The sequence below is a fragment of the Paraburkholderia jirisanensis genome, assembly GCF_054782355.1.
This window is the reverse complement of sequence record NZ_BAAGSQ010000027.1, coordinates 548,396-574,738: the sequence shown is the minus strand read 5'-3', so window position 1 is coordinate 574,738 and position 26,343 is coordinate 548,396. Positions and strand designations below refer to the sequence as shown.

Here is a 26,343-nt window from a genome sequence, read left to right as displayed (position 1 = left end):
GGCGCGTTTTTGCATGGCGCGGCGGGATTCAGATGCCGAGCCGCTTCAGCACTTTCGGTCCGGCAATCGCGGTTACCGCGGCGCATAGCGCGACCACCGAAAGCCCGATCGGCAAGGTGGTCAACTGCGCCACGCCGCCGATGATCACCGGCCCGAGCAGCAAGCCGAAGTACGCGAGCCCGGCGACGTGCGCGAGCCCTTCGGCCGCGTGAATGCCTTTCACCCGCGCGGCGGCTGCGAACAGCACCGGCATCATGTTCGCGAGGCCGAGGCCCATCATCGTGAAGCCGGTCATCGCGGTAATCGTGTGCGGCAGCAGCAGTGCGCCGATCATGCCCACGCAGGCGAGCGACGCGCTCGCCATTACCAGTTGCGGCGCACCGAAACGGGCGCGCACCGCGTCGCCGGCGAAGCGCGCCGCGGCCATGCCGCCGGAAAACGCCGCATACGCGGCACTCGAGACCGCGGGCGTTGCGCGCACCACGTCGCGCATATAGACGGTTGCCCAGTCGTACATCGCGCCTTCAGCGATCAGCGCGATCAGTGCGATGATGCCCAGCGCCCACAGCGCCGGCGAACGCCAGCGGCTCGCGCGTGGCGTGTGCGCATCCGGATGGTCGGCGTGCGGCACGTGCGGCAGCACGGCCGGACACGCGACGATCAGCACCGCGGCGCTGACCAGCGCGGCGAGCAGCAGATGCATCACGGGCGTCATGCCATGTGCGAGCAGCGTGCCGCCGATCGCCGCGCCACCCATCCCGCCGATGCTGAACATGCCGTGCAGTGCCGACATGATCGGCCGCCCGAGCGCCTGTTCGACCGCGCTCGCCTCGGCGTTCATCGCGACGTCGAGGGTCGCGAGGCCGGCGCCGAACGTCGCCAGCACAACGAGCAGCATCCAGTAAGCCGGCACGACCAGAATCAGCGCCGCGCAGACGGCCATCGTCATGCCGCCGGCAAAACACGCGCGGCGTGTGCCGACGCGCGCGATCCACGCGCCATTGGCGGTCATCGCCAGAATCGAGCCGCCCGCTACCGCCAGCAACGCGATTGACAGCAGCGCGGGATTCAGCTCGAAGCGATCGCGCACGGTCGGCACATGGATACCCCACGAGCCGTACATCATGCCGGCGATGAAGAACAGTGCCATCGTCGCGTAGCGGGCGCGGTTGCGTGCTGCAACCGACAGGTCTCGGTGGGCGGCGGGGAGCGCGGCGACGTCGGGCGGGCGGTCGGACACAGGCAGTCTCGTTGGGAAGGGAGGGGGAAAGCGCGTTGAAAGCGAACTTGAGATTTTAGCGAAGCGGGCTGCACCGCGCTGAAGCATCGCTCGACTAATATCTACTTCAGCCGCGTGCGCGTTCCTGCGCCTGCCTGGGCTTGCATCTGGGCTTGTACCGGGTTCGCGCGCGGAGCCCGCGGCGAAGCATCACGCCACGCTTCACCCGCCCTGTCGACCGACCGCTCGAGGATGCGCACTTGAAACTTCCTGCCGACGCTTTGCTGCACCTGCTACACCGGGCCACCGCCGGCACGCTTGCTACCCACTCCCGTGCGCCGCAAGGTTTTCCATACCCATCGATCCTGCCGTTCGCGCCCGACGCGCGGCACCGGCCGACCATCCTTGTGAGCCGCCTTGCCGAGCACACGCGCAATCTGCAGGACGATCCGCGCGCGGGTTTCCTGGTGGTCGACGCGCCTGACGGCGACGTGCTCAATGCGCAGCGGGTCACGCTGCTGGGCCGCTTCGAGCCGGTGGAAGCGGCGCCGCCGCTGGTGCGCCGCTACCTGCGCTACCACCCGGATGCAGAGCGTTATCTCGCACTGGGCGACTTCTCGTTCTGGACCCTGAGCCCGGATCGCATGCGTTATATAGGCGGATTCGGCTCGATGGGCTGGATCGAAGCCGGCGATCTCGATCCGCTCGAGCCGCTTGCGCCCGACGAAGAAGCCGCGCTGGTCGACGGTTTCGAGCGCGATGCACGACGCCTGCCGCAGGTCGAACTACTCGGCGTCGACCGCTACGGCGCCGATTTACGCGTGAGCGGGATTCGCATCAGGCAGCCGTTCAGCGCGCCGATGGTCGACCCGCATGCCCTATTCGCTGCACTGGAAGCCTGTCTTTCCGGCCGTGTCGCGACTTGACTGCCGAATGCTTAACCAACTTCAATTTTGCTCAAAAGTTTTCATGAAATGAAAAGTTTCCAGGCCGAATTGAGGCATCCGTTTCATATTTCGAGAGTCGAATCAGAATCCATTCATTGATTACGCCACTTTTCGGCAAAATACGAATCCGATCCGAACGGTCCGCACCGACCTTTCGACACTCCAGTGAAAGTTTAAGAAACGGCAATTAATTAATTTGGGCTCGCACCTATTCGCGCGTTTATATTTTGTGTTAATCTCGCCTGCAAATTCCGAGGCATGATCACCTGCAAAGGACTAAATCGGCATCAGACCGGGGTCCATTTATTGAACGACAAAGGGAACCTATGTCTTCCTACAAGGAACTTCTCGCTCAGCGAGAGAAGCTGGAAAAGCAGATCGAAGAAGCGAAGGAACGCGAATACGCGGAAGTACTGAACGAAATCAAGCAGAAAATGGCCGACTACGGCATTACGCTTGCTGAGTTGGGTGGCGGCCGTGTAAAGCATCCGAAAGTCGGTCGTGCACGCACCGGTGTTGCACCGAAATATCGCGACCCGGATAGTGGCAACACGTGGTCGGGCCGCGGCAAGCCGCCGCGCTGGATTGCTGGCCAGGATCGTGAGAAGTTTCTCATTCAGAATCAGAAGTAAGCGCTTGGATCGGCCTATCGGGCCGATCGATGTCTTACAAAACCGCGTCGCAGGTAGGACGCGGTTTTTGTTTTTGTGCGCAATATGGCGATCAATGCGACAAATTGAACCTGCACTGGTCGCGCGTGCAATGCGCATCACGAGGCATAGTTACCGCGAAACCACCGTGATTGTGACGGGCGCAGACTGGTTTCGTGACATTTCCGGATAAGCGCATGATTCACAAGCAGTTTCCTGCCGGCTAATCTGACGTTTAAGCGTATGCCGGGTAGAATGAAAGGCTTCAACATGGTGCCATTCATATGCCTTCCAGCATGGCCGCAGCGCAATCGGCCGAAAAACACCAGGTCGCGCGCAAAACCACATTCGTCAGCATTGCGCTGAATACGGTGCTGATGGCAGCGCAAATCGCTGTCGGCGTGGTCGCGCATTCGCAGGCGCTGGTGGCGGACGGACTTCATTCGCTCGCCGATTTGATATCCGATTTCGTCGTGCTGGTGGCTAATCGCCACAGCGGCGCGCTGCCGGATGCCGATCACAATTACGGTCACAGCCGCTACGAAACCGTTGCTTCGCTTTTTCTCGGCGCATTGCTGATTGCCGTCGGCATCGGCATGTTGTGGCGCGCCGCCACGCGCCTGACCAATCTGCACGATATCCCCGCCGTCCATATCAGCGCATTGGCCGTTGCGCTGGTGGTGCTGGTGTCGAAAGAAGGGCTATTTCGCTACATGCTGCGCGAAGCGCAGCGCGTGCGCTCCGCGCTGCTGATTGCCAATGCATGGCACGCGCGCTCGGATGCGGCGTCTTCGCTGGTGGTGGCGCTCGGTATCGTCGGCAGTCTGTTCGGCATGCGCCTGCTCGATCCGATCGCCGCGGCGATCGTCGGTTTTATGGTCGCGCGTATGGGCTGGGTGTTCGGCTGGGATGCGCTACAAGATTTGTCGGATCGCGCACTCGACGAGCCCGCTGCCGCCGACGTGCGCGCGTTGCTGCTGTCGACGCCCGGCGTGCGCGACGTGCATCAGCTGCGCACGCGCAAGATGGGCGATCTCGCGCTGGTCGACGCACATATCCTGGTCGATCCGCTGATCTCGGTTTCGGAGGGCCACTATATTGCCGAATCGGCGCGTGCCCGCGTGCTGACCGATCACCGCGTGCTCGACGCGCTGATTCACGTCGATCCGGAAAATGAGGACGAAATCGGGCCGCCGGTCGGCTTGCCGCCGCGCGAGCGGGTGGTGGCCGAAATCGACGCAGCACTCGCGCAGCAGGGGCTGAAGGCAGCCGAGGTGCATCTGCATTACCTGAGTTCCGGGCTCGACGTGGAAGTGACGCTGCCGCCCGCACCTGCTCTCGCGCAGGAAGAGGACGCGCAGCGCTTTGCGCGCGTCGATGTCGACGGGCTGAAACGCAAGGTGGGGGCGCGCAGCTTGAGCGTGCAGCGCACTGTGGACCTGGCGGCACGCGAGGCCGCCGCGGCTGCGACGCGGCGCGCGAGTGCGGATTGAGCGGACGCCTCTGAGCGGCGCCCGCGCGACGGCCGAGTTAAAACCGCCTCAAAGCGGCAATTGCGTATCGAATTTGATCTCGCGCAGCACGACGCTGGTGCGCACCTGCGCGACGGCTGGAATCTTGAAAATGCGGTCGTGCAGGAAGGTGTCATACGCCTTGATATCCGGCGCGACGATTTTCAAGATGTAGTCGGACTCGCCCGTCGTGCTATAGCACTCGGTCACCTCCGGGCAGGTGGCGATTTCGCGTTCGAATTGCTCGACACCGCCCTCGGTATGGCGCGTCAGATGGATATGCGCGAGCGCGCAGACATGCAGCCCCAGCTTTTCACGGTCGAGCAGCGCGGTGTAGCGCTGGATGATGCCCGACTGCTCCATATCCTTGATGCGGCGCCAACATGGCGTGCTGGACAGGCCGACCTGATCGGAGATTTCCTGCACCGAGCGGCGGGCATCCAGTTGCAAAAGGCGCAGGATCTTCTGAGAGAACGTATCGAGTGTCAACTGCGGCCTCCGTTGGCGTCGCCGTACCCATAATGGTAGAGGTCGCGAAAACGAAACGCAATCGAAACACCCTTTTGCGAGACAGATCGCCTAATTTGCGGGTTTGTCGGCGGCGTTTTGTGCTGCATCGTCCCCATCCGCGCCGATCCGCGCCGCGTTCAGGCCCCCCGAGCGCAATTCCGCCAGCATGTTGCAAAAGAGCGCGCCTTGCTCGATGGCGTCGTCGAGTGCCACGTGGGTGTGCGGCAGGTCGTCGAACCAGTGTTTCGGCAGACGCGGCTTGATGCATTTGCGATAAGGCAGGCCGGTCATCGCAAAGGCGAGCGTCTTGATGTCGAGCGCCGACCACGAGAACGGACAGCGCCCGGTGAAACGCATCATGTACCAGAACATGAAGGTGAAATCGAAGCCCGCCGGCATCGCGACGAACACCGGTTTGCCGGGCAGCGCCTCGACCCACTCCACGTACGCGACCAATGCCTCGGCCGGCTTGCGCAGGTCCTTGCGGCATGCCGCCCAGGCGTCCGGCTGGGTCTTCCACCACGCTTCCTGCACCGGGTGGGCCGCGGCGCCATCGAGCAGCTCGAGGTTCGCGGAGAAGGTGCTGATCAGCTGCTTGTCTTCGGTGAACGCTGCGGAGGCGAAGCTCAGCATCGAATGTGGCCCGGGAATCGGCCCGTCCGCTTCGACGTCGGTGCTGACGTAGATTTCACCGTTCATGCGCCGACTCCATCTGCAACATAAGGATTGGTGCGACGCTCGTCGCCGAAGGTCGAGGTGGGCCCGTGGCCGGGGACGAACGTGACGTCGTCGCCAAGCGGCCAGAGCTTGCTGCGGATCGAGCCAATCAGATCGTCGTGATTGCCGCGCGGGAAATCGGTGCGGCCGATCGAGCCGGCGAACAGCACGTCGCCGACCAGCGCAAGACGATGCGTGCGGCTGAAAAACACCACGTGGCCCGGCGTATGTCCGGGGCAGTGAAATACGTCGAGCGTCTCGTTGCCGAACTGCACGGTGTCGCCATCGTGCAGCCAGCGCTCCGGTTCGAACGATTCGGCAGCGGGAAAGCCGAAGCGCACGCTTTGCTCCGGCAGCTTGTCGAGCCAGAAGCGCTCGTCCGGATGCGGGCCTTCGATCGCCACGCCATAGTGCGCGGCGAGTGCCTTCGCGCCGGCGCAGTGATCGACGTGCCCATGCGTGAGCAGGATCTTCTCGACGCGGACGCCTAAGCGTTCGACCTCGCGCTGGATGATCTCGAGATCGCCGCCGGGGTCGACGATCGCGGCACGCTGCGTCGCTTCGCAGACGAGCAGCGAGCTGTTCTGCCGAAACGGCGTGACAGGGATCAAAGTGACTTTCATGGCGGCCTGTGCGGCTGGAAAACATCGATTGTACCGGCGCGGGGCGGGCGCCGCCGTCAGCGCAAAACAGGCTAGAGAAAGCCCCGGGACAGCGCGTCACCACAGTGATTCTTACGGCAACTGTAAAGATTGTTCGAGGACGGTGAGCTGCCGGCTACCCAGTTTTCGAAATTGGGTATAATGGCGAATCGTGTGCGGAAAGCCGCACATTCACCGGTCAACAAATTCCGGGTTTCAGGCAGGTCGTAGAGCAAAACTCATATGATCGTTTGAAACGGGAATGCAGGTTGCCTTCAAGTAAGTGCCGTGCTGTCCGACGGCAAATCCAGCATCGAAATTCGGTGCACACGTCTTGTCCAGCCAGACGCCACGCGTCTGTCACGGCCTTGCTGCCGTAACGCTGGATGGGGCCTACGCCGCCATCCCTGAGCGCTGCTTTGCGGGCGCAAAAATGTGAGTCACCTTGCGTGGCATTTCACATTTGATGGCGGCGAGTGGGGTCTGGCCAAAAACTGCGGGGACAGTTTGCGCCCGACGTGAAAACTAACCGTGCGGTAGCGGCATGTCATGCCGCGTACGGGCTCAACCGCTCTGCGCCTCCATGCGCGGCGTATGGCTGCGCCTTGCCGTCCGGGTCACATGCAACACGCAGCCATCGCGTGGTGTGGCCCGCATTTGTAACATCGTTAGTCTTATGGAAACTCGGCAAACCCGACGTATAGGGGCTTTTTTTGCCTTTTTGGTGCTAACCGGCTGCGCGATGCCGCCGAGCGCTTCGAACCAGGCCAGCACATCGGCGCTGAGCACGAAGGCCGCGCAGGACGCAACCGCACCGCAAGCTTACGGCTCGGCCAGTAACACGCCGGCGCCGGAAGCCCAGCCGAAGGGCAAACTCGCCGACGCGCAAGTGTTGAGCGATGACGGTCCCGATGTGAAGAACTTTCGTCAGACGGGTCGCGCGTCGTGGTACGGCAAGCTGTTTCATGGCCGCCGCACCGCGAATGGCGAGCGCTTCAATATGAATGCGCTGACCGCCGCGCACCGTACGCTGCCGCTCGGCTCGTACGTGCGCGTGACGAACCCTGAAACCAACGACTCGGTCGTCGTGAAGATCAATGACCGTGGCCCGTACGCGCGCGGCCGGGTGATCGACCTTTCGTATGCGGCCGCGGGCGTTCTGCATCTGCAGCACGTGGGCACGGCGCGGGTGCAGATCGCAGGTTTGAGCCAGCGTGAAGCGAAGGCCGAACAGGCTGAAATGCTGGCGGCGAATGGTGGCCCGAACGTTGAAAAGTAGTTCGATTGCGCTCTGATAGCGCCTGGCTGCCTTGGCCGTATGTCGTTTGTTGTTTAGCCTGACAAGCGCGCCTTTGGTGCGGCAGGCTTGTTGTTGACGAAGGGCCGCTGGCGGTCCTTCCGTTTTCTTGTGTTTTAACTTGTGTGCGTGCCGGGGCGCGGCGGGTCGCGGCGCACGCTTTCCCGGTTTGATGCGGCCATTGCCGCCTGCGCCTCTGTGCGCGCCGGGTTCCCGCTCTTACTTCTCAGTCTTTCTTCAGCTGCAGCGCGCGCGCGTACAACACGTTGCGCGACGCGCCGGTCAGCGTCGCCGCGAGCTTCGCCGCGCTACTCACCGACAGTTCTTCCAGCAGCGTATGCAGCAACGCATCGTGATCCTGCTCGCCGGCCGGCTGCGCGCTTGCGCCTTCCACCACCAGCACAAATTCGCCGCGTTGCCGGTTCGGATCGGCGGCGAGCCACGCTGGCCCTTCGGCCAGGGTGCCGCAGTGCAGCGCTTCATGTAACTTCGTCAACTCGCGTGCAATCAGCAGGCGCCGTTCGCCGCCGAACGCGTCGGCCAGTGCGGCAACGGTTTCGACAATCCGGTGCGGCGCTTCGTAGAACACCAGCGCATGCGTGTGGCCGGCCAGCTGTTGCAGCGCGGCTGCACGCTGCTTCGATTTCGTCGGCAGAAAGCCGAGAAACGAGAAGGTCGCGACCCAGTCGCCAGCGGCGCTCACCGCGGTGGCGAGCGCGCTCGCCCCCGGCAGCGGAATCACCGGCAGGCCGGCGCCGCGCACCGCGTCGACAAGCTTGGCGCCCGGGTCTGAAATGCCCGGCGTGCCCGCATCGGACACGTACGCGATGCGCTCGCCCGCCTGCAACTGCTCGACGATGCGCTCGGCCGCGGCGCGCTCGTTGTGCTGGTGCACGGCGACGAGCGGCTTCGAGATGCCGTAGCGCGCGAGCAGCTGGCCGCTGTTGCGGGTGTCTTCGGCGGCGATGCGGTCGACAAGCCCGAGCACGTGCAACGCGCGCAGTGTGATGTCGGCGAGGTTGCCGATCGGCGTCGCAACCAGGTACAGCGCGCCGGGCGGGTAGTCCTGCTGCTGCGCGAGTTCGGAGAGAGGAGTCATGAGACGGAAGACGCAGACGGACGGAGCAAGGCCGACATTGTGCCACCAGGTGTCGGACGGCAAGGCGGCGGGCGAATCCGTCGCCGAGCGCGGTACAGTCACGTTGTCGCCGGGGGCGCAGGCGACGCCGTCGCCACGTACGGCGCGTTCGCCGCGCACCGCGCCGTCATCAGGCACGACGTCCTCGCGGAGCACGGCACGTTCGCGAGGCACGGCGTCCTCACCGCCTACGTCACCTTCGCCGCACACTGCACCTTCGTCGCAACCGACACCTTCACCATCCTCACGCGGAAACGTATCTGCCCGGGCAGAGTCGAAACGAAGCATCGGCGCGAAGTTCGAAGCACACGCGCTCGGTTTCCTGCAACGGCAGCGGCTGCGCTTCGTCGCGCGCAACGTCGTGTGCCGCGGCGGCGAGATCGATCTGGTGATGCGCGATCCGGACGGCGCGCTGGTGTTCGTCGAAGTGCGCGCGCGAGCACGCGCGCGCTACGGCGGCGCGCTGGCGAGCGTCGGCAGACAGAAGCGGCAGCGCCTCGTGCGCGCGGCGCAGTTTTATCTGGCCACGCATGCCGACGAAGCGCCGCGTTGCCGTTTCGATGTGGTCGCTTTCGAAGCGGGCCGGCTGGTCTGGCTGCGCGATGCGTTTCGCGCGGACGACATCTGAAGCGCGATATCGCGTTGCGAGTAAGTTAAACTTGCGGTCGCGCAGCGGGCATTGCGCATCGTGCGTCGCCGCTGCAGCAAACCTCACGGCAAGCCCGGCACGCAGCGCACGCAACACGTAACACGCAACACAACGCAACCCGCCACGTGCCGTACAACGCGCAGTACAAGATAGAGAGTCGATGTCAGTCGAACGCATTCAACAGCACTTCCGCGACAGCGCAGAAGTGACCATCGAAGCCATGGAAAACCTGTCGCTGCCCATTGCCGCGGCAGTCGACACGATGTTCGGCGCGCTTGCCAACGGCAACCGCATTCTGACGTGCGGCAACGGTGGCGCGGCGACCCAGGCGCAGTACTTCGCCGCCGGGTTGATCGGCTGCTTCGAGCGCGAGCGTCCCGCGCTGCCCGCCGTGGCGCTCACTACCGATTCAGCGGTACTCACCGCGCTCGCCAGCGAAGACGCATTCGAGCAGATCTTCGCGAAACAGATCCGCGCGCTCGGCCAGGCCGGCGACGTGTTGCTTGCGATCAGCGCGGCAGGCCAATGCGTGAACGTGCTGGCAGCAATCGAAGCCGCGCACGAGCGCGAGATGGTGGTGGTGGCGCTGACCGGCGACGGCGGCGGCGGCGCGAACGACACGCTGACCGACCTCGACATCCACATTTGCGTGCCATCCGGGCGGACTGCACGCATTCGCGAACTGCATCTGCTGACCATTCACTGTCTGTGCGACGGCATCGACGCGATGCTGCTGGGCGAAGATTGACCACCAAGGAGAGCTAGTTGATGAGCGCATACCGCGTAAAGAGCACGCTGGTGAGGACCACGCTGGTGGTCGGACTCGCGGCCGGCCTGGCCGCGACGTTGCAGGGTTGTGTGCTGGCGGTGGCCGGCGCGGCGGGCGGCAGCGCACTGGTGGCGACCGACCGGCGCACCCTCGGAGCGCAGACGGAAGACCGCGAGATCCAGGTCAAGTCGTTGTCGCAGATCAACCAGGCGCTGGGCGACCCGTCGCACGTGAACGTGACGGTGTTCAACCGTCGCGTGCTGCTGACCGGCGAGGTGCCCGACGAGGCTTCGAAACAGAAAGCCGAAAGCGTCGTGCGCAGCCTGAACAACGTGAATACGATCGTCAACGAAGTGAGCGTGCAGCCGACGGCCGACTTCTCGTCGCGCACCAACGATACCTATCTCGAAGGCCGCGTGAAGACTGCGCTGATCGCCGAAAAGAACATCTCGGCGAACAACTACAAGGTGGTGTGCGAGAACGGCGTGGTCTATCTGATGGGCCTCGTGACGCCGGACGAAGGCGGCATCGGCGCGAACGTCGCGAGCCGGGTGCCGGGCGTGGCCAAGGTGGTCAAGGTATTCCAGTACATCCGTCCGCAGGACGCGGCGGCGGTCGCAGCCGCCGCGGCATCGGCGCCGAGCGCGTCGGACCCGAGCGCCGCTGCCGCGCCCGACGATGTGACGACCGGCGCGATTCCGGATGCGGGCGTGTCGTCAAGGCCGCTCGAGCAGCAGGCGCCGGCGCCGGTATCGAATTCGACGGTAGTGCCCGGCAGTCCGAAGACCGTTCAATGAACGCGATGAAGTGTGTGTTGCAGCGGGCCCGCGGTGTCTCATACATCGCGCGCGTCGCGGGTTGGGCGCTAGTGTTGGCGGCCGCGGCGCCCGCCGCGCGCGCGGCCGATGCGCCGCGCGGCCTCGTGGTGGCGCAGGGCAACGCATGCCTTGGCTGTCACGCAATCGACCGCAAACTGGTGGGGCCTTCGTTCTTGCAAGTGGCGGCGCGTTACAAGGGCAATGCGCAGGCGCAAACGCTGCTCGAACACAAGGTGAAGGACGGCGGCGCGGGTGTCTGGGGCGCGATTCCGATGCCCGCGCATCCGGCGATGAGCGATGCCGATATCCGCACGGTGGTCGCCTGGGTGCTGGCCGGCGCGCCTTCGAAGTGACGGGTGCGGGTTGGCAAAACGCGCAAGCCTTGTGCTAGAATCGCCGGACCGTGGGGCGGTAGCTCAGCTGGGAGAGCGTCGCGTTCGCAATGCGAAGGTCGTGAGTTCGATCCTCATCCGCTCCACCAAAGAATTCCAGATGTCCGCAGCAATGCGGTGCTTTCATCACCAAGTCATCAAGTCACCAAGCCGGCCGAGTGCCGGCTTTGTTGTTTGTGGCGTTCCAGATTGGCCAGGGCAAGCCGCCGCAAATGCGGGCACGGTGAGCGGCGCGCTTCGCGCATGGCCGGATGTCGCGCCACCCACGCGCACGGGCGTCACGGCCTCACGTCACACGGTGCAGCGTAGCGACGCTATCGTACGGACCATGGCCGCATGCGTGGGGATAATATCGCGCATGCTTCGGATACTTGCCGGCGGGCATCGCGACCCGCATCATCGATAGTTACAAACAACGTATAGATGGCGAGGCCCGCATCGTCGCGTGACGGGCGTACCCAGCTGCGATTGATGGAGTTCCGCATGATGCTTGCTGTCGAAGTGCTCGCAGGTTTTGGCGGTATCGCCGTCGCGATCGCGTTGCTGATTCCCGCCGCCGCGCTGATTGTGTTTTACGCCGACAAGGCGTTGCGCGCGATATGCGCCGGCTCTTCCGGCAAGTCCGCGGTGGCGCGGCCGCATTAGTCACCCGGTCACGGGTAGCCCGCGTGCCGCACTTCAGCCGCTACCACCCGAACCGGTACCCCGCCTGCCCGAACACGTTGCGCCGATAGTCGCCGCTGATGCTATGCGCGTACGTCACGTTCGCATACAGCTCCGAGTGTTTGCCGAAACTGCCGGTCATCCCGACGCCGACGTCGAACCACGTCTTGCCCAATTCGTTCTGCAAGCTTGCGCCGCCGACGCTCGTCTGTCCCGGCGTGAAGAAGTCGTGCAGCACGTCCGCGCTCAGATAAGGCGTCAAGGTCGAGTTCTTCGCGTCGTTGCTCAGGTTAGCCTTGAAGAGGCGAAAGCCCAAGCGGCCGCGCAACGCGTTGGTGGTGTTCGAACCGATCTCCGAGATGCCGTCGTCGAAGTGGTTCAGATGCACGTACTGGTACAGCAGCTGCGCCTGCGGTTCGATCGCGATGCCGCTCGCGCCCAGCGCGAAAGGTTTGCCGGCTTCGCCGGACACGCCGGCGCCGAAACCTTGCTGGCGCGCGGCGTCGCCGTAGATGTCGCCGTACTGGTTTTGATAGTGCGTCAGTTGCCCCACTGCATCGAAGTAGGCACCGTCGCGCAGATACCGGGTCCAGTAGCCGCCGACCGACTGCGCCTGCGTCTCGACCGTACCCGCCGCATCCGATAGCTGCCCGGTGATGCCGCGCGCGCTGTCGCTGAACGATGCGGAGGTCGAGCCGAAACTCACCGTCGCGCCCGCGTGCGTGCTGCCGCCTTCGGTGCCGCGCGACAGCGTCCAGTCTTTGCCGAACTGGGCGAAGAAGGTGCGCTCGTCGGCTGAGAAGCGGTCGCCGGCGTCGGCATCGAGATTCTGTCCGCCGATGCGCCCCCACACGCCGTTGCGGTTGGCCGATGGCGTCGCCCCCGACTCCGCACTCGCGATATCGCCAACCCGTTCGTGCAAGCGCCCGAGCAGCGTGAAGCCATAATCGGTATTGAGCAGCGGCGTAACCGAGTACCCGACTACCGCCGGACGATACGCGATCGCCGCGCCAGCGCCGGCGAGTGCGTTGGCGTTTGCAGCCGTACCGTCAGGCGAGCCGGCCGTCGGGTTCGCCCCATTCGTCGCCGGCTCGAATTGCGAGCGCAGATACCAGCCGTTCGCATCGGCCGCGCCGCCTTGATAGAGCAGATATTGATAGGCGCCGGCCTGAATCGGCCCGGCCAGATGGAAGCTGTTCGCCGCCGACGTGCCGCCCACTTGCACCAGTTGAATTCCGTTGCCGACGGTCGCCGCGCCCGTGCCCGAGCGGTTCAACTGAAGCGTCGTGCTGCCGCCCGCGTTGCCGTTCACCGTGAGGCGATCGGTTTGCGACGCACTGCCGCCCTGATTCAGCACTGTGTTCAGCACGACTTGCCCGTTGATGCCGGTGTAGTTGCCGCCGACGTTCAACACGTTGCCGGCCTGCCCGGACGCAGCGGCCAGCTTGACGATGCCGGCGTTATCCAGATTGCCGCCGATGTGCAGCGTGCCTGCGTTTCCCGATGCAAACGCGGACAACGCATTCGCGGCCGCCACCGTGCCGCTGTTGTTCACCGAGCCTGGCACGGAGCCGTAGCCGCCGAGCGTAGCGCCGGCGGAGACCGTGGTCAGGCCTGTGCCAAGCGTCGCGCCCGTGTGCGCCGCGTCGCCGACTGCGAGCGTGCCGGCCATCACGTTGGTGCCGCCGCTGAAGCTGTTCGCGGCGGTCAGGATCGTGGTGCCCGTGCCGACCTGGTTCAGTGCGCCGGTTCCGCTCACGCTATTGCCGAAAGCGAAGGTATCGCTGCGATCGAAGGCCAGCGTAGCGTTATCGGTAACATTGCCGACGATGCTGCCGCTCGCAGCGCCGTTGCCGATCTGCAGCGTGCCTTGCTGGATGGTCCACGCGGTGGCGGTGGTGCCGGTGCCGGTCAGCGCCCAGGTGCTCGTGCCGGTTTTCTCGAAGCTGTTGAAGTTCTGATACTGCGCGGCCGGGCCGATCGACGAAACGTCGAACACGTCGTTGGCGGTGCCGCCGAGAATCAGCGTGTTGCCGGTCGCGGCAGCATTGGCCACCACGTTGCCGACGATTACCGATCCTGCCTGCAGTTCGAGCGTGAGCGCAGCGGTCGCGCCACTCGCCGCCGCCTGAATCGCTGTGGCCTGGCCGCTGCCGGCCTGGATAGTGCCGCTGTTGATCAGCGTGAAAGCCGCGTTGCCGATTACCGCGACGGCGTCGTTTCCGCCTGCGAGCGTGCCCGTGTTGATAATGGGCGCAGCGCCTGTCCTGACGAAGAGCGCCGCGCCCCCCGGGTTGACGCCTGAGAGATCGGAGCCGCCGCGAATCGTGCCGTTGTTGATCAAGGTCGCGCCGAGCACGCCGAAATTGATGCCGGCACCACCCGAGGCGCTGGTCCCATTCGTATTGCCGCCCTGGATCGTGCCGTTATTGATCAGCGTTCCGCCACGCGAGGGCTGAACGCCGAAGCCCGGTGTTCCGCCTGTCAGTGCATTGCCGCCGCTGATCGTGCCGTTATTGACGACCGTCCCGGAGGTCTGAAACAGTCCGATCCCCGCCGCTCCGCCTGCGATGGCGGCGCCGCCCGTGATGTGCCCATTGTTGACGAGCGACGTGCTGACGCTCGAGCCGTTCAACTGCAACCCGGCGCCGGTGGTGCTCCCGCCACCTGTGACGCCAGTCAGCGCGCCGTCGATGGTCACGGTCCCGGACCATATCAGGCCGTTGGCGGTCAGCGTGAAGCCTTGGGTATCGAGCGTGACGGACCGGGTGGCCGCCGGCAGCGAAGCGTTGACTCCAAAGCTGCTGCCAAACTCGATGGTCGAGCTGGCATCGCCCGACGCATTGGCCGCGTTGATCGCATTGATCAGATCGGCCTGGCTATTCACCACGAAATCCTGCGCGCACACCTGCTGCGGCAGCGTGCCGGCAATCGTCAGCGCCACGCAAGAGACGGCAAAGACTTCACGCTGTGTCGCTGTCGCGCGCCGATGCGGCTTGCTGCTTGAAGTCTTACCGCTGCTGAAAGCTCCGCTCACCGAAGCCGCGTACTTGTCGGCAATCCCCGCTTTCCGATGCCTGGCATTCGTCGGCCGATGCGCGTGCTTGTTCATTGGATTTATCTGACGTGTCTGGTGACGCGTGCAAATTATCAGAAGCGTTCAATCGCTTTTGTTAACAAAAGTGAACTGCGACAGCGTCGCCACATCTGCCGCAGCAGCGTTCAACGCGGCCGTCCGCCGTGCACGGTAAACACCGCCACCGCACCGCTCAACCGGGTCGCCTGTTCATCGAGCGAGCCGGAAGCCGCCGCGGCCTGTTCGACCAGCGACGCGTTCTGCTGCGTCACTTCGTCGATCTGGCTGACCGCCTGATTCACCTGTTCGATACCGCGGCCCTGCTCGTCCGATGCGGTCGCGATCTCGCCCACCAGCGACACCACCTGGCGGATCGCCTGCTGCACCTGCGCGGTCGTGCGTCCCGCTTCTTGTGCCTGGCTCGAGCCCGCGTGAATCGTTGCGACCGAGCGCTCGATCAGTTCCTTGATCTCCTTGGCCGCCGCCGACGAACGCTGCGCCAGATTGCGCACCTCCTGCGCGACCACGGCGAAGCCGCGCCCCTGTTCGCCGGCGCGTGCGGCTTCGACCGCCGCGTTCAACGCAAGGATGTTGGTTTGAAACGCGATGCCTTCGATCAGCGACGTGATCTCGGCGATCTTCGCGGAGCTCGCTGCGATTTCGCTCATCGTGCCGACCATCCGTTCGACCGCCTGGCTGCCTTCGTCGGAGATCTGCGACGTGCTGAGCGCAAGCGAACTGGCCTCTTTCGCGTTGTCCGCGTTCTGCTGCACGGTGACGGTGAGTTGCGCGATGCTCGCGGCAGTTTGCTGCAGCGATACCGCCTGCTGTTCGGTGCGGCTCGACAGATCCTGATTGCCGGCGGCGATCTGTTTCGACGCGATACCCACGGCATCGCTGGAAAGCCGCACTTCGGCGACCACTTCGGCCATCCGCCCAAGCAGGCTGTTCAACGCGAGCGCGGTATGGCCGATCTCGTCCATCCGCGCAACCTGCGCCTGCTGCGACAGATCGAGCGAACGGCTGACCCGCTGCAAGGTGTCCTGCAGACGATGCAAACCCGCGCCGATCAACCGGTACAGATGCACACCGAAGCCGCCGGTCGCGACGAACGCGGCCACCACGATTGCGATCAACAAGCCGAACGCCATGCGGAACTGTGCGGTGTTTTCGTCGTGCACGGCCTGGCTGTGCGCGACGTCGTAATCGAGGTGATCGTGCAGCCCTTTATCCAGCGCGACCGCGGCGGTGTGCACGGCGCCGCCGTCGTGCAGCATCGCCAGCGCGCCGTCGCGGTCGCCGGCGCGCAGCTTGTCGAAGAACTGGCCGCGCGCGCTGCGATACGCGGCGATGCGCGCACGGTCCGCGTCGAGCCGTTGCGCGGCTGCCGGGTCGGCCATCCGATCGGCCACTGCACTGGACACCTCAGCGGTCTCGTATTCGGCGATGTGCTGATCGAGACGCTTGTCCGCGTCCGCGACGAGGCCGGCGATGTCGGCGCGGCTCGCATCGTCGAGACCGTCCACCACGTAGCGATACACATTGAGGCGCAGGTCGGCGACATCGTCGAGCGCCAGCGAAATCGATTTGAGCCCGGGGATCGTGTGCATCTCGAGGCTGTCGATGCGCCGGTTCGAGCCGTACAACTGCGCAAGGCCGTAGCCGCCGACCAGCACGAGAGCGAAAAGCGCCACGCCGAGCGTAAGCACGAGGCGTCGAACGATGGTCATGAGGTGCGTCCCGGTTCAGTCATTGGAGGCTGGCGTGGCGAATCGATCTGCGCATCGACGTCGTGCCGGACGTTGCGTCTACGCTTGCATCGCGGTGTGCGTCGCGAGGTGAACATCGACCTCGCGCCGACCTCCACCCAACCCCCACGTTTACGGGCGCGCCGACGCGAACTTGAGCACCCTTCACCGATGCACCCACGCAGCGCATTGCAAGCTTCGCGACAGCAGCGCGCACTTCGTGTCGTGAAACCGGCCGCGTACCTTTCGGATGTCTTCAACTTCGCCATCGGTTGTCAGGCACGACAGGTGCGAAGATTTCAACGTGTCAGCCAGAAATCGTCCCGCATGCAACCAATTTTGAATGGCGCTAGCCTGACAGGTCAGACTGCCTGCGCAACCCAACCGGCCGCCGCGAGAATTCATATGCCACCCCGCCGAGGACGCTCGATCGAAGTGGATTTTTTCCGCGGAATCGTGCTGATCGTTATCGTTCTGGATCACATCCCCGGCAGCGTGCTGTCGCATTTCATGCTGCACGCGTATGCGCTATGCGACTCGGCCGAAGTGTTCGTGTGCCTCGGCGGCTACGCGTCGGCGGCGGCCTACGATGCGGTGCTCGCCAAACGCGGCGTGGCCCCAGCGCGTGTGCGCTTCTTCAAGCGCGGCGTCGAGATTTACCGCGCGTATTTGCTGACGGCGCTCCTGACCTTGCTGTCCGGCGCGGTGCTGGCGTTCCTTCATCTGAATCTGTCGATGGCCGGCATGACCGGCTGGTCGGCGTTTTCCGCCGCGCCCTTGCATTCTGCTTTCGATATCGTGACGCTGCGCCGTCAGCCTTATCTGTCGAGCGTCTTGCCGATGTACGTGCTGTTCCCGTTCACGGTGCCGTTGATGGTGCCGCTCGCCAAACGCTCGGCGGCACTCGCGCTCGCACTGAGCGTGGCGGTGTGGTTACTGGCGAGACCGCTGGCAAGTCTGTTGCGGATCGACGACGTGGCCGACTGGGCTTTCAATCCGTTTGCATGGCAATTGATGTTCGTGCTGGGTATCCTGTGCCGTGTGCGGCCGGTCAGCGACGAATTTCTCGCGTCGCGGCGCGGCCGCTGGCTGATGCGCGCCGCGCTTCTCGCCGTGCTCGGCTTCGCGGCGGTCAGGCTGTTTATCCTGACGCAGCCGTTGCCCGGATATCTGAAACAGAACCTGTCGATCGATCGCGTGATCAATTTCATTGTCATTGCCTGGCTTGCAGTCGGGCTCGTTCGCAACGGCGCCGTGGCGCGCCTCGCGCAGCGTCTGCCGGCGGTCGTCACAGTCGGGCAGATGGGGCTGGTGTGCTTCGTCGGCGGCACGCTGATTTCGCTGATCGTCGATACCGCCACGCCCCGTTCGCTGCATGGTTTCGCGCATGTGATGGCGGCGCTCGCCGGCGATCTGGCTGCGATCATCGCGGTGCTGATGCTGGCGCGCGTGTGGCGCGACCTGAAAGCCCGGGCCAGCCAGGCGCGCGCGGCGGTGCGCGGAGCGGACGTTTGATGGCGGCGCGCACGCTTCACCGCCGTATCTTGCGCGCGTTGGGCTGTGCAGCAGCGTTGTGTGCCGCGCAATTCGCGTTGATGCCGCTATGCGCGGCACAGCCGCAGCGCTGTTCAACCCTGACCGGCCTTACGTTACCGCCGCGCACGATCGCGTTGCCCAACAACGGCGTGACGATCGATTCCGCGACGCTGATTCCAGAGAGCGCATCGGGCAACGAGGCAGGCGACTATTGCCGGATCACCGGCAGCATCAAGGCCGTGAAAAACGGCACGCCGGACATCCGTTTCGACCTGAATCTGCCGAGCCGATGGAATGGCCGCGCATTGCAACTGGGCGGCGGCGGGTACAACGGTGTGGTGGTCAGCGGCGTCGGCACGATGCCGTTTTCGCCGGAGCATGCACCGCTCGCCGAGGGCTACGCAACCTTCGGTGACGATTCCGGACACGTCGGCAATGCCGGGCTTGCGGTGTTCGGGTTGATCGACGACGCGGTGATCAACTTCGGCTATGCGCACCTGAAAAAGACCCGCGACGCCGCCATTGCGCTGATCACGCGCGCGTACGGCCGCGCGCCGGACAAGATCTATTTCGCCGGCGGTTCGACTGGCGGCCGCGAAGGCTACACGGTGATGCAGCGTTTTCCGGACGACTACGACGGCGTGATCGCCGACTCGCCGGCGCTGAATTTCACCGGCGTGCGGCTGATCGGCATCAAGCTCGGCCAGGCGGAATACGTGACCCCGGGCGGCTTCGTGCCGCCGACGCTGCTCGATCGCGTGTACCAGCGCTCGCTGGCGGTGTGCGACAAACTCGACGGTGCGGCCGACGGCATCGTCAGCGATGTGCCGGCGTGCCGCAAACGCGAAGCCGAAGTGCTCGGTGCGCTGCGCTGCGCGCCGGCGGCGCGCGGCACCGCAAACCCCGCAGCCAGCAGCACGCTCGACAGCACGATTGCGCGTGCGCAGCGCGACGACAAATGTCTGACAGACTCGCAAGTCGCGACGCTGATGATCCTGCGCGACGGTCTGAAACTACCGTACCGTCTCGCATGGGACGTCAGCGGTTATCCAGGCTACAACATCTTCGCCGGCACGCGGCTGACCGGCGGCCTCGGCCTCGGTCACGATGCGACGCGCCTCGCGATGCCGACTTTCAACGCAAACGGCTACCTGTTTTCGCAAGGCGACGGCTATCTGCGCTACTTCGTCGCGCAGGACGCGAGTTACAACGCGCTCGGCTTCGACGTGCAGCAGCCGGGCCGCTACCAGCAGCAACTGGTCGACCTGTCGCAGACCATCGGTGCGATGAATCCGGACCTCGCGCGCTATATCGCGCGCGGCGGCAAGCTGATTACGCTGCAAGGCCTCGCCGACGAAGTGATCAGCCCGGATCAGACCATCGCATATCACGACGCGCTGGTCGGCCGCTACGGGCGCGAGCGGGTCGATTCGTTCATGCGTCTGTACATGGTGCCCGGCTATCAGCACGGCAGCGGGGTATTCGTACCGTCGGTCGATCTGCTTGGCGCGCTCGACAACTGGGTGACGCGCGGCGTCGCTCCCGAAACGCTGGTCGCCACCGATATCGCCGGCCCGACCAACGGCCGCACGCGGCCGCTGTGCCGCTATCCGCTGTTTCCACGTTATGTCGGCAAGGGCGACATGAACCGCGCGAGCAGTTTCATCTGCGCAGAGCCTTGATCGGTTGCGTTGCACAGGTCACGTGCTGGACATGCATCCGGCCACGCGTTCTGATCACGCGTTTCGGTCACTGCATAACTGAACTTTCGGCTTCGCACCTTCCCTGCGCCGCCTTCAAAACGCCGCTTCGCACGCACGCAGCATCAGCGTGCGCACCCGCCCCGCGGCGTCATTTTCGCCCGCAATTGCGGGCCGTCCCTGTACTATTGGTTGCTCACGCAAGCGCTTGACGGGGCTCGTCCGCTGCGGCCGCATTACTCGGTAATGTTTGCCCTATTCAGTGCGCGCAAACGATTTGCGCGAAAGTAAATCAAGCAATACTTACTTATTGTCTTATACGGAGAGTCCATGAACCAACCGAAAGGCGCTGCACTCGTCGAAGTGCTGACGCGACACCGCGATACGTTGCTCACCGAGTGGATGAATCAGCATCTGTCTGTTGCGCTGCGTCGCGGCTTGACGACTGAAGCCGAAATGGCCGATCAGTTTCGTAACTTTCTGAATGTGTTCGTCGACACCTTCACCCGTGTCGATACGCTGGATGGCAACCGCCCCGAATGGGAGCCGGTGCGCGCGTTTCTCGCCGAAATCTCCGCGCATCGCGCACGGCAAGGTTTCACGCCGGCGGAAACGGCTACCTTCGTGTTTTCGCTGAAGCAGCCGCTTTACACGCGCCTGCGCGAAGAATTCAGCAGTCAGCCAGCTGAACTGGCCGAGGCCAGCTGGTCGATCAACATGTTGCTCGACGCGCTCGGCATCTACACGACCGAAGTCTTCCAGCGCAGCCGCGAAGCCATCATCCTGCGCCAGCAGGAAGAACTGCTCGAACTGTCCACACCGGTCGTGCAACTGTGGGAAGGCATTCTCGCGCTGCCGCTGATCGGCACGCTCGATTCGGCGCGCACCCAGGTCGTGATGGAAAGCCTGCTGGAGAAGATCGTCGAAACCGGCGCGGCGATCGCGATCATCGACATCACCGGCGTGCCGACCGTCGATACGCTGGTCGCGCAGCATCTGTTGAAGACGGTGGCGGCCGCGCGGCTGATGGGCGCCGATTGCATCATCAGCGGCATCCGTCCGCAGATTGCGCAGACCATCGTGCATCTGGGCGTCGATCTGACCAACGTAACGACCAAGTCGACTCTCGCCGATGCGTTCATCATCGCGCTGCAGCGCAGCGGCTCGAGCATCGACAACGTTGCGCGCCTTCAGAACTGAGGCGGCTGCCATGGACCGCATTCCAATCCTGCGCCTGGGCGACTGTCTGATCGTCGCGATTCAGGTGGACATGCACGACCGCCTCGCGCTCGCGCTGCAAGACGACCTGACCGCGCGCATCGTCAAAGATTCGGCGAAGGGTGTGCTGATCGACATCTCGTCGCTCGACATCGTCGATTCGTTTATCGGCCGGATGATCAGCAATACCGCGGCAATGGCCACCGTGCTCGATGCGCAAACGGTGGTGGTCGGCATGCAGCCGTCGGTGGCGATCACGCTGGTCGAACTGGGTCTCACACTGACCGGCGTGCGCACTGCGCTGAACGTCGAGCGCGGGATGGCGCTGCTCAAGCAGCAGCGCCGCCGCTGATCCGGGGAACCCATCTATGGATCCAACCGGCGTCGCAGTTACATCGTCATTTGAAATCGGCCTGCGCTCGGACCAGGAAATCGTCCGGTTGCGGCAGCTGGTGCGCGATCAGGCCGTCGCGCAAGGCTTCTCGCTGGTCGATCAGACCAAGTTCGTCACGGCGGCCAGCGAACTGGCACGCAACACGCTGATCTACGGGGGCGGCGGCGACGCGCATTTGACTGCGCTCGTCAACGGCACGCGCAAGGGGCTGCGGCTCAGTTTCGTCGACCAGGGCGCCGGCATTGCCGATATCGAGCGTGCGTTGCAGGACGGTTTTACCAGCGGCTCAGGGCTGGGCCTCGGTCTGGGCGGCGCGCGGCGTCTGTCCGACGAGTTTGAGATCCAGTCGGAACCCGGCAAAGGCACTACAGTGACGATCACGAAATGGAAACATCGGTGAGCGGTCTGCGCGCGATGCATATGTCGTTCGACATCGCGGACGCGAGCGGTGTGGCGTTTGCGCGCCGCGGCGCGAACGACGCTGCGCAAAAGTGTGCGCTCAACGAGACCGACCTCGGCCGCCTTGCGCTGATCGTCACGGAAGCGACCACCAACATCCTGAAGCATGCGCAGCATGGCCAGCTGCTGGTGCGCGAGCTGCCGTCGCGCGCCCGCGCCGGTGCGCCAGGCACGTCGTTTAGCGCGCAGCCGGCCTGCGCGGGCGTCGAAGTGATCGCGCTCGACCGCGGCCCCGGCATCACCGACGTGCGCCGCGCGTTCGACGATGGCCGCTCGACGGCGGGCACACCCGGCACGGGCCTGGGCGCGATTCGCCGGCTGTCCGATGAGATGTCGATCTACACGCAGCCGCGCCTGGGCACGGTGTTGCGCGCAGTGGTGCTGAGCCGCGGCGCGGGCGGCAGCGCGGCCGTCGCCGATGCGCGCGCGGCCGCCGCACAACCTGCTTCGGGTACCGATATCGGCGGCGTGTGCGTGCCGTATCCCGGCGAACAGGTGTGCGGCGATGCGTGGGGTGTCGAAGCGGATCAGCATGGCTTGACGATCACCTTGGCCGACGGGCTCGGCCATGGGCCCGACGCGCATGTCGCCGCGGCCGGCGCGATTCTCGCCGTGCAGCGCCGCGCGGGCCGCCTGCCCGGCGAGCTGATGCAGTACGCGCACGACGCACTGCGCACGACGCGCGGCGCGGCGGTGGCGATCGCGCGGCTCGATCTCACGCGCGCGCAGCTGACTTTCTCCGGGGTGGGCAACATCTCAGCTGCGCTCACGGGCGTGGCGCAGCCCACGCTGGTCGGCGGGCACAAGGCGCGCAGTACGCACAGTGCATATGGCGCCGCGGGCGCGGCGAGTGCCGCCCGCGCGGGCGCGAGCCGGCGCGACAACTGGCAATTGACGTCGCGCAACGGCATCGTCGGCCACACGATGCGCGACGTCCAGGAATTCGACGTGGCATGGGCGCGCGAGGCGATGCTGATCCTGCATTCGGACGGCATCGGCACGCGCTGGGATCTGTCGGCTTATCCGGGCCTGCAGCTCCAGCCCGCAACGGTGATCGCGGCAGTGCTGTATCGCGATTTCGTACGCGGGCGCGATGACGCGACCGTGGTCGTGGTAAAGGCGGATCAGGGAGTACATTTCACGCATGGCAACCCAGATACTGCGCATCCGGCTTGATGCCGAAGAAGACGTGGTCGCGGCGCGCCGCCGCGCGCGCAGCATTGCGGCCGGTCTCGGCTTTTCGCCGCTCGACCAGACGCGCATTGCGAGCGCGGTGTCCGAGATTGCGCGCAACGCATTCGAATACGCACACGGCGGCGAAGTGCTGTTCGCCTTCGACGGCGACGCGCGGCCGCAGGCCCTGCTGATCGAGATACGCGACCGCGGGCCCGGCATCCGCGAGCTGGAGGCGGTGCTCGACGGCACCTACCGCTCGTCGACCGGCATGGGCCGCGGCATCGCCGGCAGCCGCCAGCTGATGGATCGCTGCACGATCGATTCGACGCCCGCCTCCGGCACGACGGTGTCGATGGCGCGCTTTCTGCCGGCGGACCGGCCGGAACTGGCTGCCGCCGGGCTCGACCGGATCGTCAGGGAACTGATGCTGGACCCGCTGCGGCCGTCAGGCGGCGGCGCGCCGACGCTGCGCTCGTTCGACGAAGTGCAGCAGCAGAACCGCGAACTGCTGTCCACGCTGACCGAACTGCGCGACCGCCAGGAGGAACTGGTGCGCCTGACCCAGGAACTCGAAGCGACCAACCGCGGCGTGGTGGCGCTATACGCCGAACTGGACGAGCGCGCCGACGAACTGCGCCGCGCCGACACGATGAAATCGCGCTTCCTGTCGAACATGAGCCACGAGCTGCGCACGCCGCTGAGCTCGATTCGCGCGCTGTCGAACCTGCTGCTGAACCGGCTCGACGGCGAGCTCAGCGTCGAACAGGAACACCAGGTGCTACTGATCCGCAAATCGGCCGAGGACCTGACGGAGATCGTCAACGACCTGCTCGATCTGGCGAAGATCGAAGCGGGCCGCACGGACATCATGTTGACCTCGTTCAAGCCATCGTCGCTGTTTGCTGCGTTGCGTACGATGCTCGCGCCGCTGTTGACCGACCCGGCGGTGCGGCTGATTTTCGAAGACTCGAACGGCTTGCCTGCGATCCACACCGACGAAGCGAAGCTCACGCAGATCCTGCGTAATTTCGTCTCGAACGCGCTCAAATTTACCGAGCGTGGTGAGATTCGTGTCTCCGCGCGGCTCGACGAAGACGGCGAGCACATCACTTTTTCGGTGGCCGATACCGGTATCGGCATCGCAGAGGAACACCAGCAAGTGATATTCGAGGAATTCGGCCAGGTGCAAAGCCATCTGCAGCAGCGTGTGAAGGGCACCGGCCTCGGCTTGCCGCTGTGCCGCAAGCTGGCCGCGCTGTTGGGCGGCTACGTTGGCGTCGATAGCGCGTTCGGTGCCGGCTCGACGTTCTATGCGACGCTGCCGCTGCGGCCCGATGTACCCAACGAGGCTGGCGCCGCGCCTGGCAACCTCGCTGGCAACCCCGATAGCAACCCCGATGGCAACCCCGACGACACCCGCGCAATCTCCGGCAGCGCCCACCTGACCGCGGCCCGCGGAGACGCACTATGACCCTACCCCCTTCGCTGATCCTGAACGTCGACGACAACGACGGCGCGCGCTATGCGAAAACCCGCGTGCTGCTGCATGCCGGCTTCGAAGTAATCGAAGCGGCGACCGGCCAGGGCGCGCTCGACCAGGTGCACACGCGCCGGCCCGCGCTGGTGTTGCTCGACGTGAAGCTGCCCGACATCAACGGCATCGAGGTGTGCTCGCGCATCAAGCGCGATCCACAGACGCGCTCGACGCTGGTGCTGCAAACTTCGGCCGCCGCGGTGCAATCGTTCGACAAGGTGCGCGCGCTCGACGGCGGCGCCGACAGCTACCTGACCGAGCCGATCGAGCCGGCCGAACTGGTGGCGAACGTGCGCGCGCTGCTGCGGCTGCACCGCGCGGAAGAAGCGCTGCGCGACGCCGACCGGCTGAAGGACCAGTTTCTCGCGACGCTCGCGCACGAGCTGCGCAATCCGCTCGCGCCGATCCGCAACGCGGTCGAACTGATGGACCCGAAATACCACGCAGCCGACGACGCAGTGCGCGACGCACGGATGATCGCGCGCCGTCAGGTCGAGCATCTGAGCCGGCTGGTCGACGATCTGCTCGACGTGTCGCGCATCACGCACGGCAAGATCGCGCTGCGCATCGAATGCGTCGATATCGCCGCGGCGGTCGCGACGGCGGTCGAGACCAATCAGCCGGCCATCGAGCGCAAGCATCACACGCTGCGGGTCGACGTACCGCATCAACCCTGCGTGATTCGCGGCGACCCGATCCGCGTTGCGCAGGTGATCGGCAATCTGTTGTCGAATGCGTCGAAGTACACGCCGGATGGCGGCATCATCGATCTGAGCGTGCGCATCGCCGACGGCTGGCTGTCGATCCGCGTGGCCGACAACGGCATCGGCATTCCGCCCGAGGAACTGGCGGAGGTGTTCAACCTGTTCATGCAATCGGCCGATTCGCTGGCACGCTCCGAAGGCGGCCTCGGCATCGGGCTGTCGCTGGCGCGCACGCTGACCGAACTGCACGGCGGTTCGATCGAGGCGCACTCGGCAGGCGCCGGCAAAGGCTGCGAATTCATCGTGCGGCTGCCGCTCGCGACGACGCCTGAAGAGACCGTTGCCGTGCCGCCGCCGCGGGTGACCGGCGACGCGCCGCAAAAGCGCCGCGTGATGATCGTCGACGACAGCGTGGATGGCGCGGAATCGATGTCGGCGTTGCTGGAAATGCTGGGCCACGAAGTGCGCGTGATGTACGACGGCCCGTCGGCGCTCACCGCCGCGCAGCAATTCAGGCCCGAGGTGGTGATTCTCGACATCGGTCTGCCCGACATGGACGGCTACCAGGTGGCGCGCGCGCTGCGCGCGCATCCGGCGAGCGCGGGCGCGCTGCTGATCGCGCTGACCGGCTACGGCCAGGACAGCGACCGCCGGCGCACGCGCCAGGCGGGCTTCGATCATCACCTCGTGAAACCGGCCTCGCTCGACGACGTCGAGCGCGCGATCTTGACCGATGGCGCGGGCGGCACGCCGCGCAATCCGGGCGTCGCGGTCAGCGCCGATCCGGCGGGATGAGCGGAACGTACGCCCGAACAACGGGCGGCGCCGCGCACGCGAACGTACAGACGAAGCACGGGCGGCGCGGCTAGAAAGTATC

The 26,343-nt window shown here is 65.0% G+C and carries 24 protein-coding genes and 1 tRNA gene; 18 read left to right on the top strand and 7 right to left on the bottom strand.

Features of this window, described 5'->3' with window-relative positions; all coding sequences use genetic code 11:
* Nucleotides 1–28: 28 nt before the first annotated feature.
* Nucleotides 29–1,240, bottom strand: a complete 1,212-nt coding sequence (locus ACYVNQ_RS25350; protein ID WP_460905911.1) for an MFS transporter — start codon at nucleotides 1,238–1,240, stop codon at nucleotides 29–31.
* 239 nt (nucleotides 1,241–1,479) lie between these two features.
* On the opposite strand from ACYVNQ_RS25350, the gene ACYVNQ_RS25345 reads away from it, so the two are divergent.
* From ACYVNQ_RS25345 to ACYVNQ_RS25335, 3 genes are all read left to right on the top strand, one after another.
* Nucleotides 1,480–2,145, top strand: a complete 666-nt coding sequence (locus tag ACYVNQ_RS25345; RefSeq protein ID WP_460905909.1) for a HugZ family pyridoxamine 5'-phosphate oxidase — start codon at nucleotides 1,480–1,482, stop codon at nucleotides 2,143–2,145.
* A 347-nt stretch (nucleotides 2,146–2,492) separates the two neighbouring features.
* Nucleotides 2,493–2,798, top strand: a complete 306-nt coding sequence (locus ACYVNQ_RS25340; protein ID WP_460905907.1) for an H-NS histone family protein — start codon at nucleotides 2,493–2,495, stop codon at nucleotides 2,796–2,798.
* 302 nt (nucleotides 2,799–3,100) lie between these two features.
* A complete protein-coding gene (locus ACYVNQ_RS25335; protein ID WP_460905905.1) occupies nucleotides 3,101–4,309 on the top strand; it encodes a cation diffusion facilitator family transporter in 1,209 nt (402 codons plus the stop codon).
* A 48-nt stretch (nucleotides 4,310–4,357) separates the two neighbouring features.
* Here the strand turns inward: ACYVNQ_RS25335 and ACYVNQ_RS25330 are convergent, their stop codons facing one another.
* From ACYVNQ_RS25330 to ACYVNQ_RS25320, 3 genes are all read right to left on the bottom strand, one after another.
* A complete protein-coding gene (locus ACYVNQ_RS25330; RefSeq protein ID WP_012399541.1) occupies nucleotides 4,358–4,816 on the bottom strand; it encodes an Lrp/AsnC family transcriptional regulator in 459 nt (152 codons plus the stop codon).
* A 90-nt stretch (nucleotides 4,817–4,906) separates the two neighbouring features.
* Nucleotides 4,907–5,536: a 3'-5' exonuclease family protein gene (locus tag ACYVNQ_RS25325; RefSeq protein ID WP_460905903.1), complete on the bottom strand. Its 630-nt coding sequence runs from the start codon at nucleotides 5,534–5,536 to the stop codon at nucleotides 4,907–4,909.
* Entirely contained in the window at nucleotides 5,533–6,177 is a 645-nt protein-coding gene (locus ACYVNQ_RS25320) for an MBL fold metallo-hydrolase (RefSeq protein WP_460905901.1), read from the bottom strand. The genes ACYVNQ_RS25325 and ACYVNQ_RS25320 overlap by 4 nt, the downstream gene beginning before the upstream one ends.
* A 694-nt stretch (nucleotides 6,178–6,871) precedes the next feature.
* Here ACYVNQ_RS25320 and ACYVNQ_RS25315 point away from each other — a divergent pair.
* Nucleotides 6,872–7,474 (top strand): septal ring lytic transglycosylase RlpA family protein, encoded by a 603-nt coding sequence (locus tag ACYVNQ_RS25315; protein WP_460905899.1) that lies wholly within the window; start codon nucleotides 6,872–6,874, stop codon nucleotides 7,472–7,474.
* A 244-nt stretch (nucleotides 7,475–7,718) separates the two neighbouring features.
* Here the strand turns inward: ACYVNQ_RS25315 and rsmI are convergent, their stop codons facing one another.
* Nucleotides 7,719–8,591 carry a 16S rRNA (cytidine(1402)-2'-O)-methyltransferase gene (gene rsmI, locus ACYVNQ_RS25310; protein WP_460905897.1) on the bottom strand — a complete coding sequence of 291 codons (873 nt, stop codon included), beginning with the start codon at nucleotides 8,589–8,591 and terminating at the stop codon, nucleotides 7,719–7,721.
* A 103-nt stretch (nucleotides 8,592–8,694) separates the two neighbouring features.
* Between rsmI and ACYVNQ_RS25305 the strand changes: the two genes are divergently transcribed.
* From ACYVNQ_RS25305 to ACYVNQ_RS25280, 6 genes are all read left to right on the top strand, one after another.
* Nucleotides 8,695–9,258, top strand: a complete 564-nt coding sequence (locus ACYVNQ_RS25305; protein WP_460906095.1) for a YraN family protein — start codon at nucleotides 8,695–8,697, stop codon at nucleotides 9,256–9,258.
* Between the two features lie 181 nt (nucleotides 9,259–9,439).
* Complete coding sequence (locus ACYVNQ_RS25300) at nucleotides 9,440–10,027, top strand: SIS domain-containing protein (RefSeq protein WP_460905895.1); 588 nt, start codon at nucleotides 9,440–9,442, stop codon at nucleotides 10,025–10,027.
* A gap of 20 nt (nucleotides 10,028–10,047) precedes the next feature.
* Nucleotides 10,048–10,845 carry a BON domain-containing protein gene (locus ACYVNQ_RS25295; RefSeq protein WP_460905893.1) on the top strand — a complete coding sequence of 266 codons (798 nt, stop codon included), beginning with the start codon at nucleotides 10,048–10,050 and terminating at the stop codon, nucleotides 10,843–10,845.
* On the top strand, nucleotides 10,842–11,219 hold the full coding sequence (locus tag ACYVNQ_RS25290) for a c-type cytochrome (protein WP_460905891.1): 378 nt from the start codon (nucleotides 10,842–10,844) through the stop codon (nucleotides 11,217–11,219). Before ACYVNQ_RS25295 ends, ACYVNQ_RS25290 begins: the two co-directional genes overlap by 4 nt.
* A gap of 52 nt (nucleotides 11,220–11,271) precedes the next feature.
* Nucleotides 11,272–11,347: transfer RNA gene (locus ACYVNQ_RS25285), tRNA-Ala, on the top strand.
* A gap of 394 nt (nucleotides 11,348–11,741) precedes the next feature.
* Complete coding sequence (locus ACYVNQ_RS25280; protein WP_460905889.1) at nucleotides 11,742–11,903, top strand: hypothetical protein; 162 nt, start codon at nucleotides 11,742–11,744, stop codon at nucleotides 11,901–11,903.
* Between the two features lie 40 nt (nucleotides 11,904–11,943).
* Here ACYVNQ_RS25280 and ACYVNQ_RS25275 read toward each other — a convergent pair whose 3' ends face one another.
* Together ACYVNQ_RS25275 and ACYVNQ_RS25270 are read right to left on the bottom strand one after the other, a co-directional pair.
* The gene (locus ACYVNQ_RS25275) at nucleotides 11,944–15,033 is read right to left on the bottom strand and encodes an autotransporter family protein (protein ID WP_460905887.1); all 3,090 of its coding nucleotides are present in this window, start codon (nucleotides 15,031–15,033) and stop codon (nucleotides 11,944–11,946) included.
* 110 nt (nucleotides 15,034–15,143) lie between these two features.
* Nucleotides 15,144–16,727, bottom strand: a complete 1,584-nt coding sequence (locus tag ACYVNQ_RS25270) for a methyl-accepting chemotaxis protein (protein WP_460905884.1) — start codon at nucleotides 16,725–16,727, stop codon at nucleotides 15,144–15,146.
* Nucleotides 16,728–17,150: 423 nt separating this feature from the next.
* Between ACYVNQ_RS25270 and opgC the strand changes: the two genes are divergently transcribed.
* The 8 genes from opgC to ACYVNQ_RS25230 all read left to right on the top strand — a co-directional run bounded on the left by opgC (nucleotide 17,151) and on the right by ACYVNQ_RS25230 (nucleotide 26,261).
* Nucleotides 17,151–18,260 carry an OpgC domain-containing protein gene (opgC, locus tag ACYVNQ_RS25265; protein ID WP_460905881.1) on the top strand — a complete coding sequence of 370 codons (1,110 nt, stop codon included), beginning with the start codon at nucleotides 17,151–17,153 and terminating at the stop codon, nucleotides 18,258–18,260.
* Nucleotides 18,260–19,963, top strand: a complete 1,704-nt coding sequence (locus ACYVNQ_RS25260) for a tannase/feruloyl esterase family alpha/beta hydrolase (RefSeq protein ID WP_460905878.1) — start codon at nucleotides 18,260–18,262, stop codon at nucleotides 19,961–19,963. The genes opgC and ACYVNQ_RS25260 overlap by 1 nt, the downstream gene beginning before the upstream one ends.
* A 348-nt stretch (nucleotides 19,964–20,311) precedes the next feature.
* Complete coding sequence (locus ACYVNQ_RS25255; RefSeq protein WP_460905875.1) at nucleotides 20,312–21,181, top strand: STAS domain-containing protein; 870 nt, start codon at nucleotides 20,312–20,314, stop codon at nucleotides 21,179–21,181.
* 10 nt (nucleotides 21,182–21,191) lie between these two features.
* Nucleotides 21,192–21,551: an STAS domain-containing protein gene (locus tag ACYVNQ_RS25250; protein ID WP_460905872.1), complete on the top strand. Its 360-nt coding sequence runs from the start codon at nucleotides 21,192–21,194 to the stop codon at nucleotides 21,549–21,551.
* 16 nt (nucleotides 21,552–21,567) lie between these two features.
* The gene (locus tag ACYVNQ_RS25245; RefSeq protein WP_460905869.1) at nucleotides 21,568–21,993 is read left to right on the top strand and encodes an anti-sigma regulatory factor; all 426 of its coding nucleotides are present in this window, start codon (nucleotides 21,568–21,570) and stop codon (nucleotides 21,991–21,993) included.
* Nucleotides 21,978–23,228 carry an ATP-binding protein gene (locus ACYVNQ_RS25240; RefSeq protein WP_460905866.1) on the top strand — a complete coding sequence of 417 codons (1,251 nt, stop codon included), beginning with the start codon at nucleotides 21,978–21,980 and terminating at the stop codon, nucleotides 23,226–23,228. Before ACYVNQ_RS25245 ends, ACYVNQ_RS25240 begins: the two co-directional genes overlap by 16 nt.
* Complete coding sequence (locus ACYVNQ_RS25235; RefSeq protein ID WP_460905863.1) at nucleotides 23,197–24,699, top strand: sensor histidine kinase; 1,503 nt, start codon at nucleotides 23,197–23,199, stop codon at nucleotides 24,697–24,699. Before ACYVNQ_RS25240 ends, ACYVNQ_RS25235 begins: the two co-directional genes overlap by 32 nt.
* Nucleotides 24,696–26,261, top strand: a complete 1,566-nt coding sequence (locus tag ACYVNQ_RS25230; protein ID WP_460905859.1) for an ATP-binding response regulator — start codon at nucleotides 24,696–24,698, stop codon at nucleotides 26,259–26,261. Before ACYVNQ_RS25235 ends, ACYVNQ_RS25230 begins: the two co-directional genes overlap by 4 nt.
* Nucleotides 26,262–26,343 lie beyond the last annotated feature (82 nt).

Coding starts and splice junctions, on each gene's coding strand:
- ACYVNQ_RS25240 (WP_460905866.1), top strand. CDS start 21,978: ATGGAAACATCGGTGAGCGGTCTGCGCGCGATGCATATGTCGTTCGAC.
- ACYVNQ_RS25335 (WP_460905905.1), top strand. CDS start 3,101: ATGCCTTCCAGCATGGCCGCAGCGCAATCGGCCGAAAAACACCAGGTC.
- ACYVNQ_RS25235 (WP_460905863.1), top strand. CDS start 23,197: ATGGCAACCCAGATACTGCGCATCCGGCTTGATGCCGAAGAAGACGTG.
- ACYVNQ_RS25260 (WP_460905878.1), top strand. CDS start 18,260: ATGGCGGCGCGCACGCTTCACCGCCGTATCTTGCGCGCGTTGGGCTGT.
- ACYVNQ_RS25270 (WP_460905884.1), bottom strand. CDS start 16,727: ATGACCATCGTTCGACGCCTCGTGCTTACGCTCGGCGTGGCGCTTTTC.
- ACYVNQ_RS25250 (WP_460905872.1), top strand. CDS start 21,192: ATGGACCGCATTCCAATCCTGCGCCTGGGCGACTGTCTGATCGTCGCG.
- ACYVNQ_RS25295 (WP_460905893.1), top strand. CDS start 10,048: ATGAGCGCATACCGCGTAAAGAGCACGCTGGTGAGGACCACGCTGGTG.
- ACYVNQ_RS25325 (WP_460905903.1), bottom strand. CDS start 5,536: ATGAACGGTGAAATCTACGTCAGCACCGACGTCGAAGCGGACGGGCCG.
- ACYVNQ_RS25255 (WP_460905875.1), top strand. CDS start 20,312: ATGAACCAACCGAAAGGCGCTGCACTCGTCGAAGTGCTGACGCGACAC.
- ACYVNQ_RS25230 (WP_460905859.1), top strand. CDS start 24,696: ATGACCCTACCCCCTTCGCTGATCCTGAACGTCGACGACAACGACGGC.
- rsmI (WP_460905897.1), bottom strand. CDS start 8,591: ATGACTCCTCTCTCCGAACTCGCGCAGCAGCAGGACTACCCGCCCGGC.
- ACYVNQ_RS25320 (WP_460905901.1), bottom strand. CDS start 6,177: ATGAAAGTCACTTTGATCCCTGTCACGCCGTTTCGGCAGAACAGCTCG.
- ACYVNQ_RS25275 (WP_460905887.1), bottom strand. CDS start 15,033: ATGAACAAGCACGCGCATCGGCCGACGAATGCCAGGCATCGGAAAGCG.
- ACYVNQ_RS25300 (WP_460905895.1), top strand. CDS start 9,440: ATGTCAGTCGAACGCATTCAACAGCACTTCCGCGACAGCGCAGAAGTG.
- ACYVNQ_RS25315 (WP_460905899.1), top strand. CDS start 6,872: ATGGAAACTCGGCAAACCCGACGTATAGGGGCTTTTTTTGCCTTTTTG.
- ACYVNQ_RS25290 (WP_460905891.1), top strand. CDS start 10,842: ATGAACGCGATGAAGTGTGTGTTGCAGCGGGCCCGCGGTGTCTCATAC.
- ACYVNQ_RS25280 (WP_460905889.1), top strand. CDS start 11,742: ATGATGCTTGCTGTCGAAGTGCTCGCAGGTTTTGGCGGTATCGCCGTC.
- opgC (WP_460905881.1), top strand. CDS start 17,151: ATGCCACCCCGCCGAGGACGCTCGATCGAAGTGGATTTTTTCCGCGGA.
- ACYVNQ_RS25245 (WP_460905869.1), top strand. CDS start 21,568: ATGGATCCAACCGGCGTCGCAGTTACATCGTCATTTGAAATCGGCCTG.
- ACYVNQ_RS25340 (WP_460905907.1), top strand. CDS start 2,493: ATGTCTTCCTACAAGGAACTTCTCGCTCAGCGAGAGAAGCTGGAAAAG.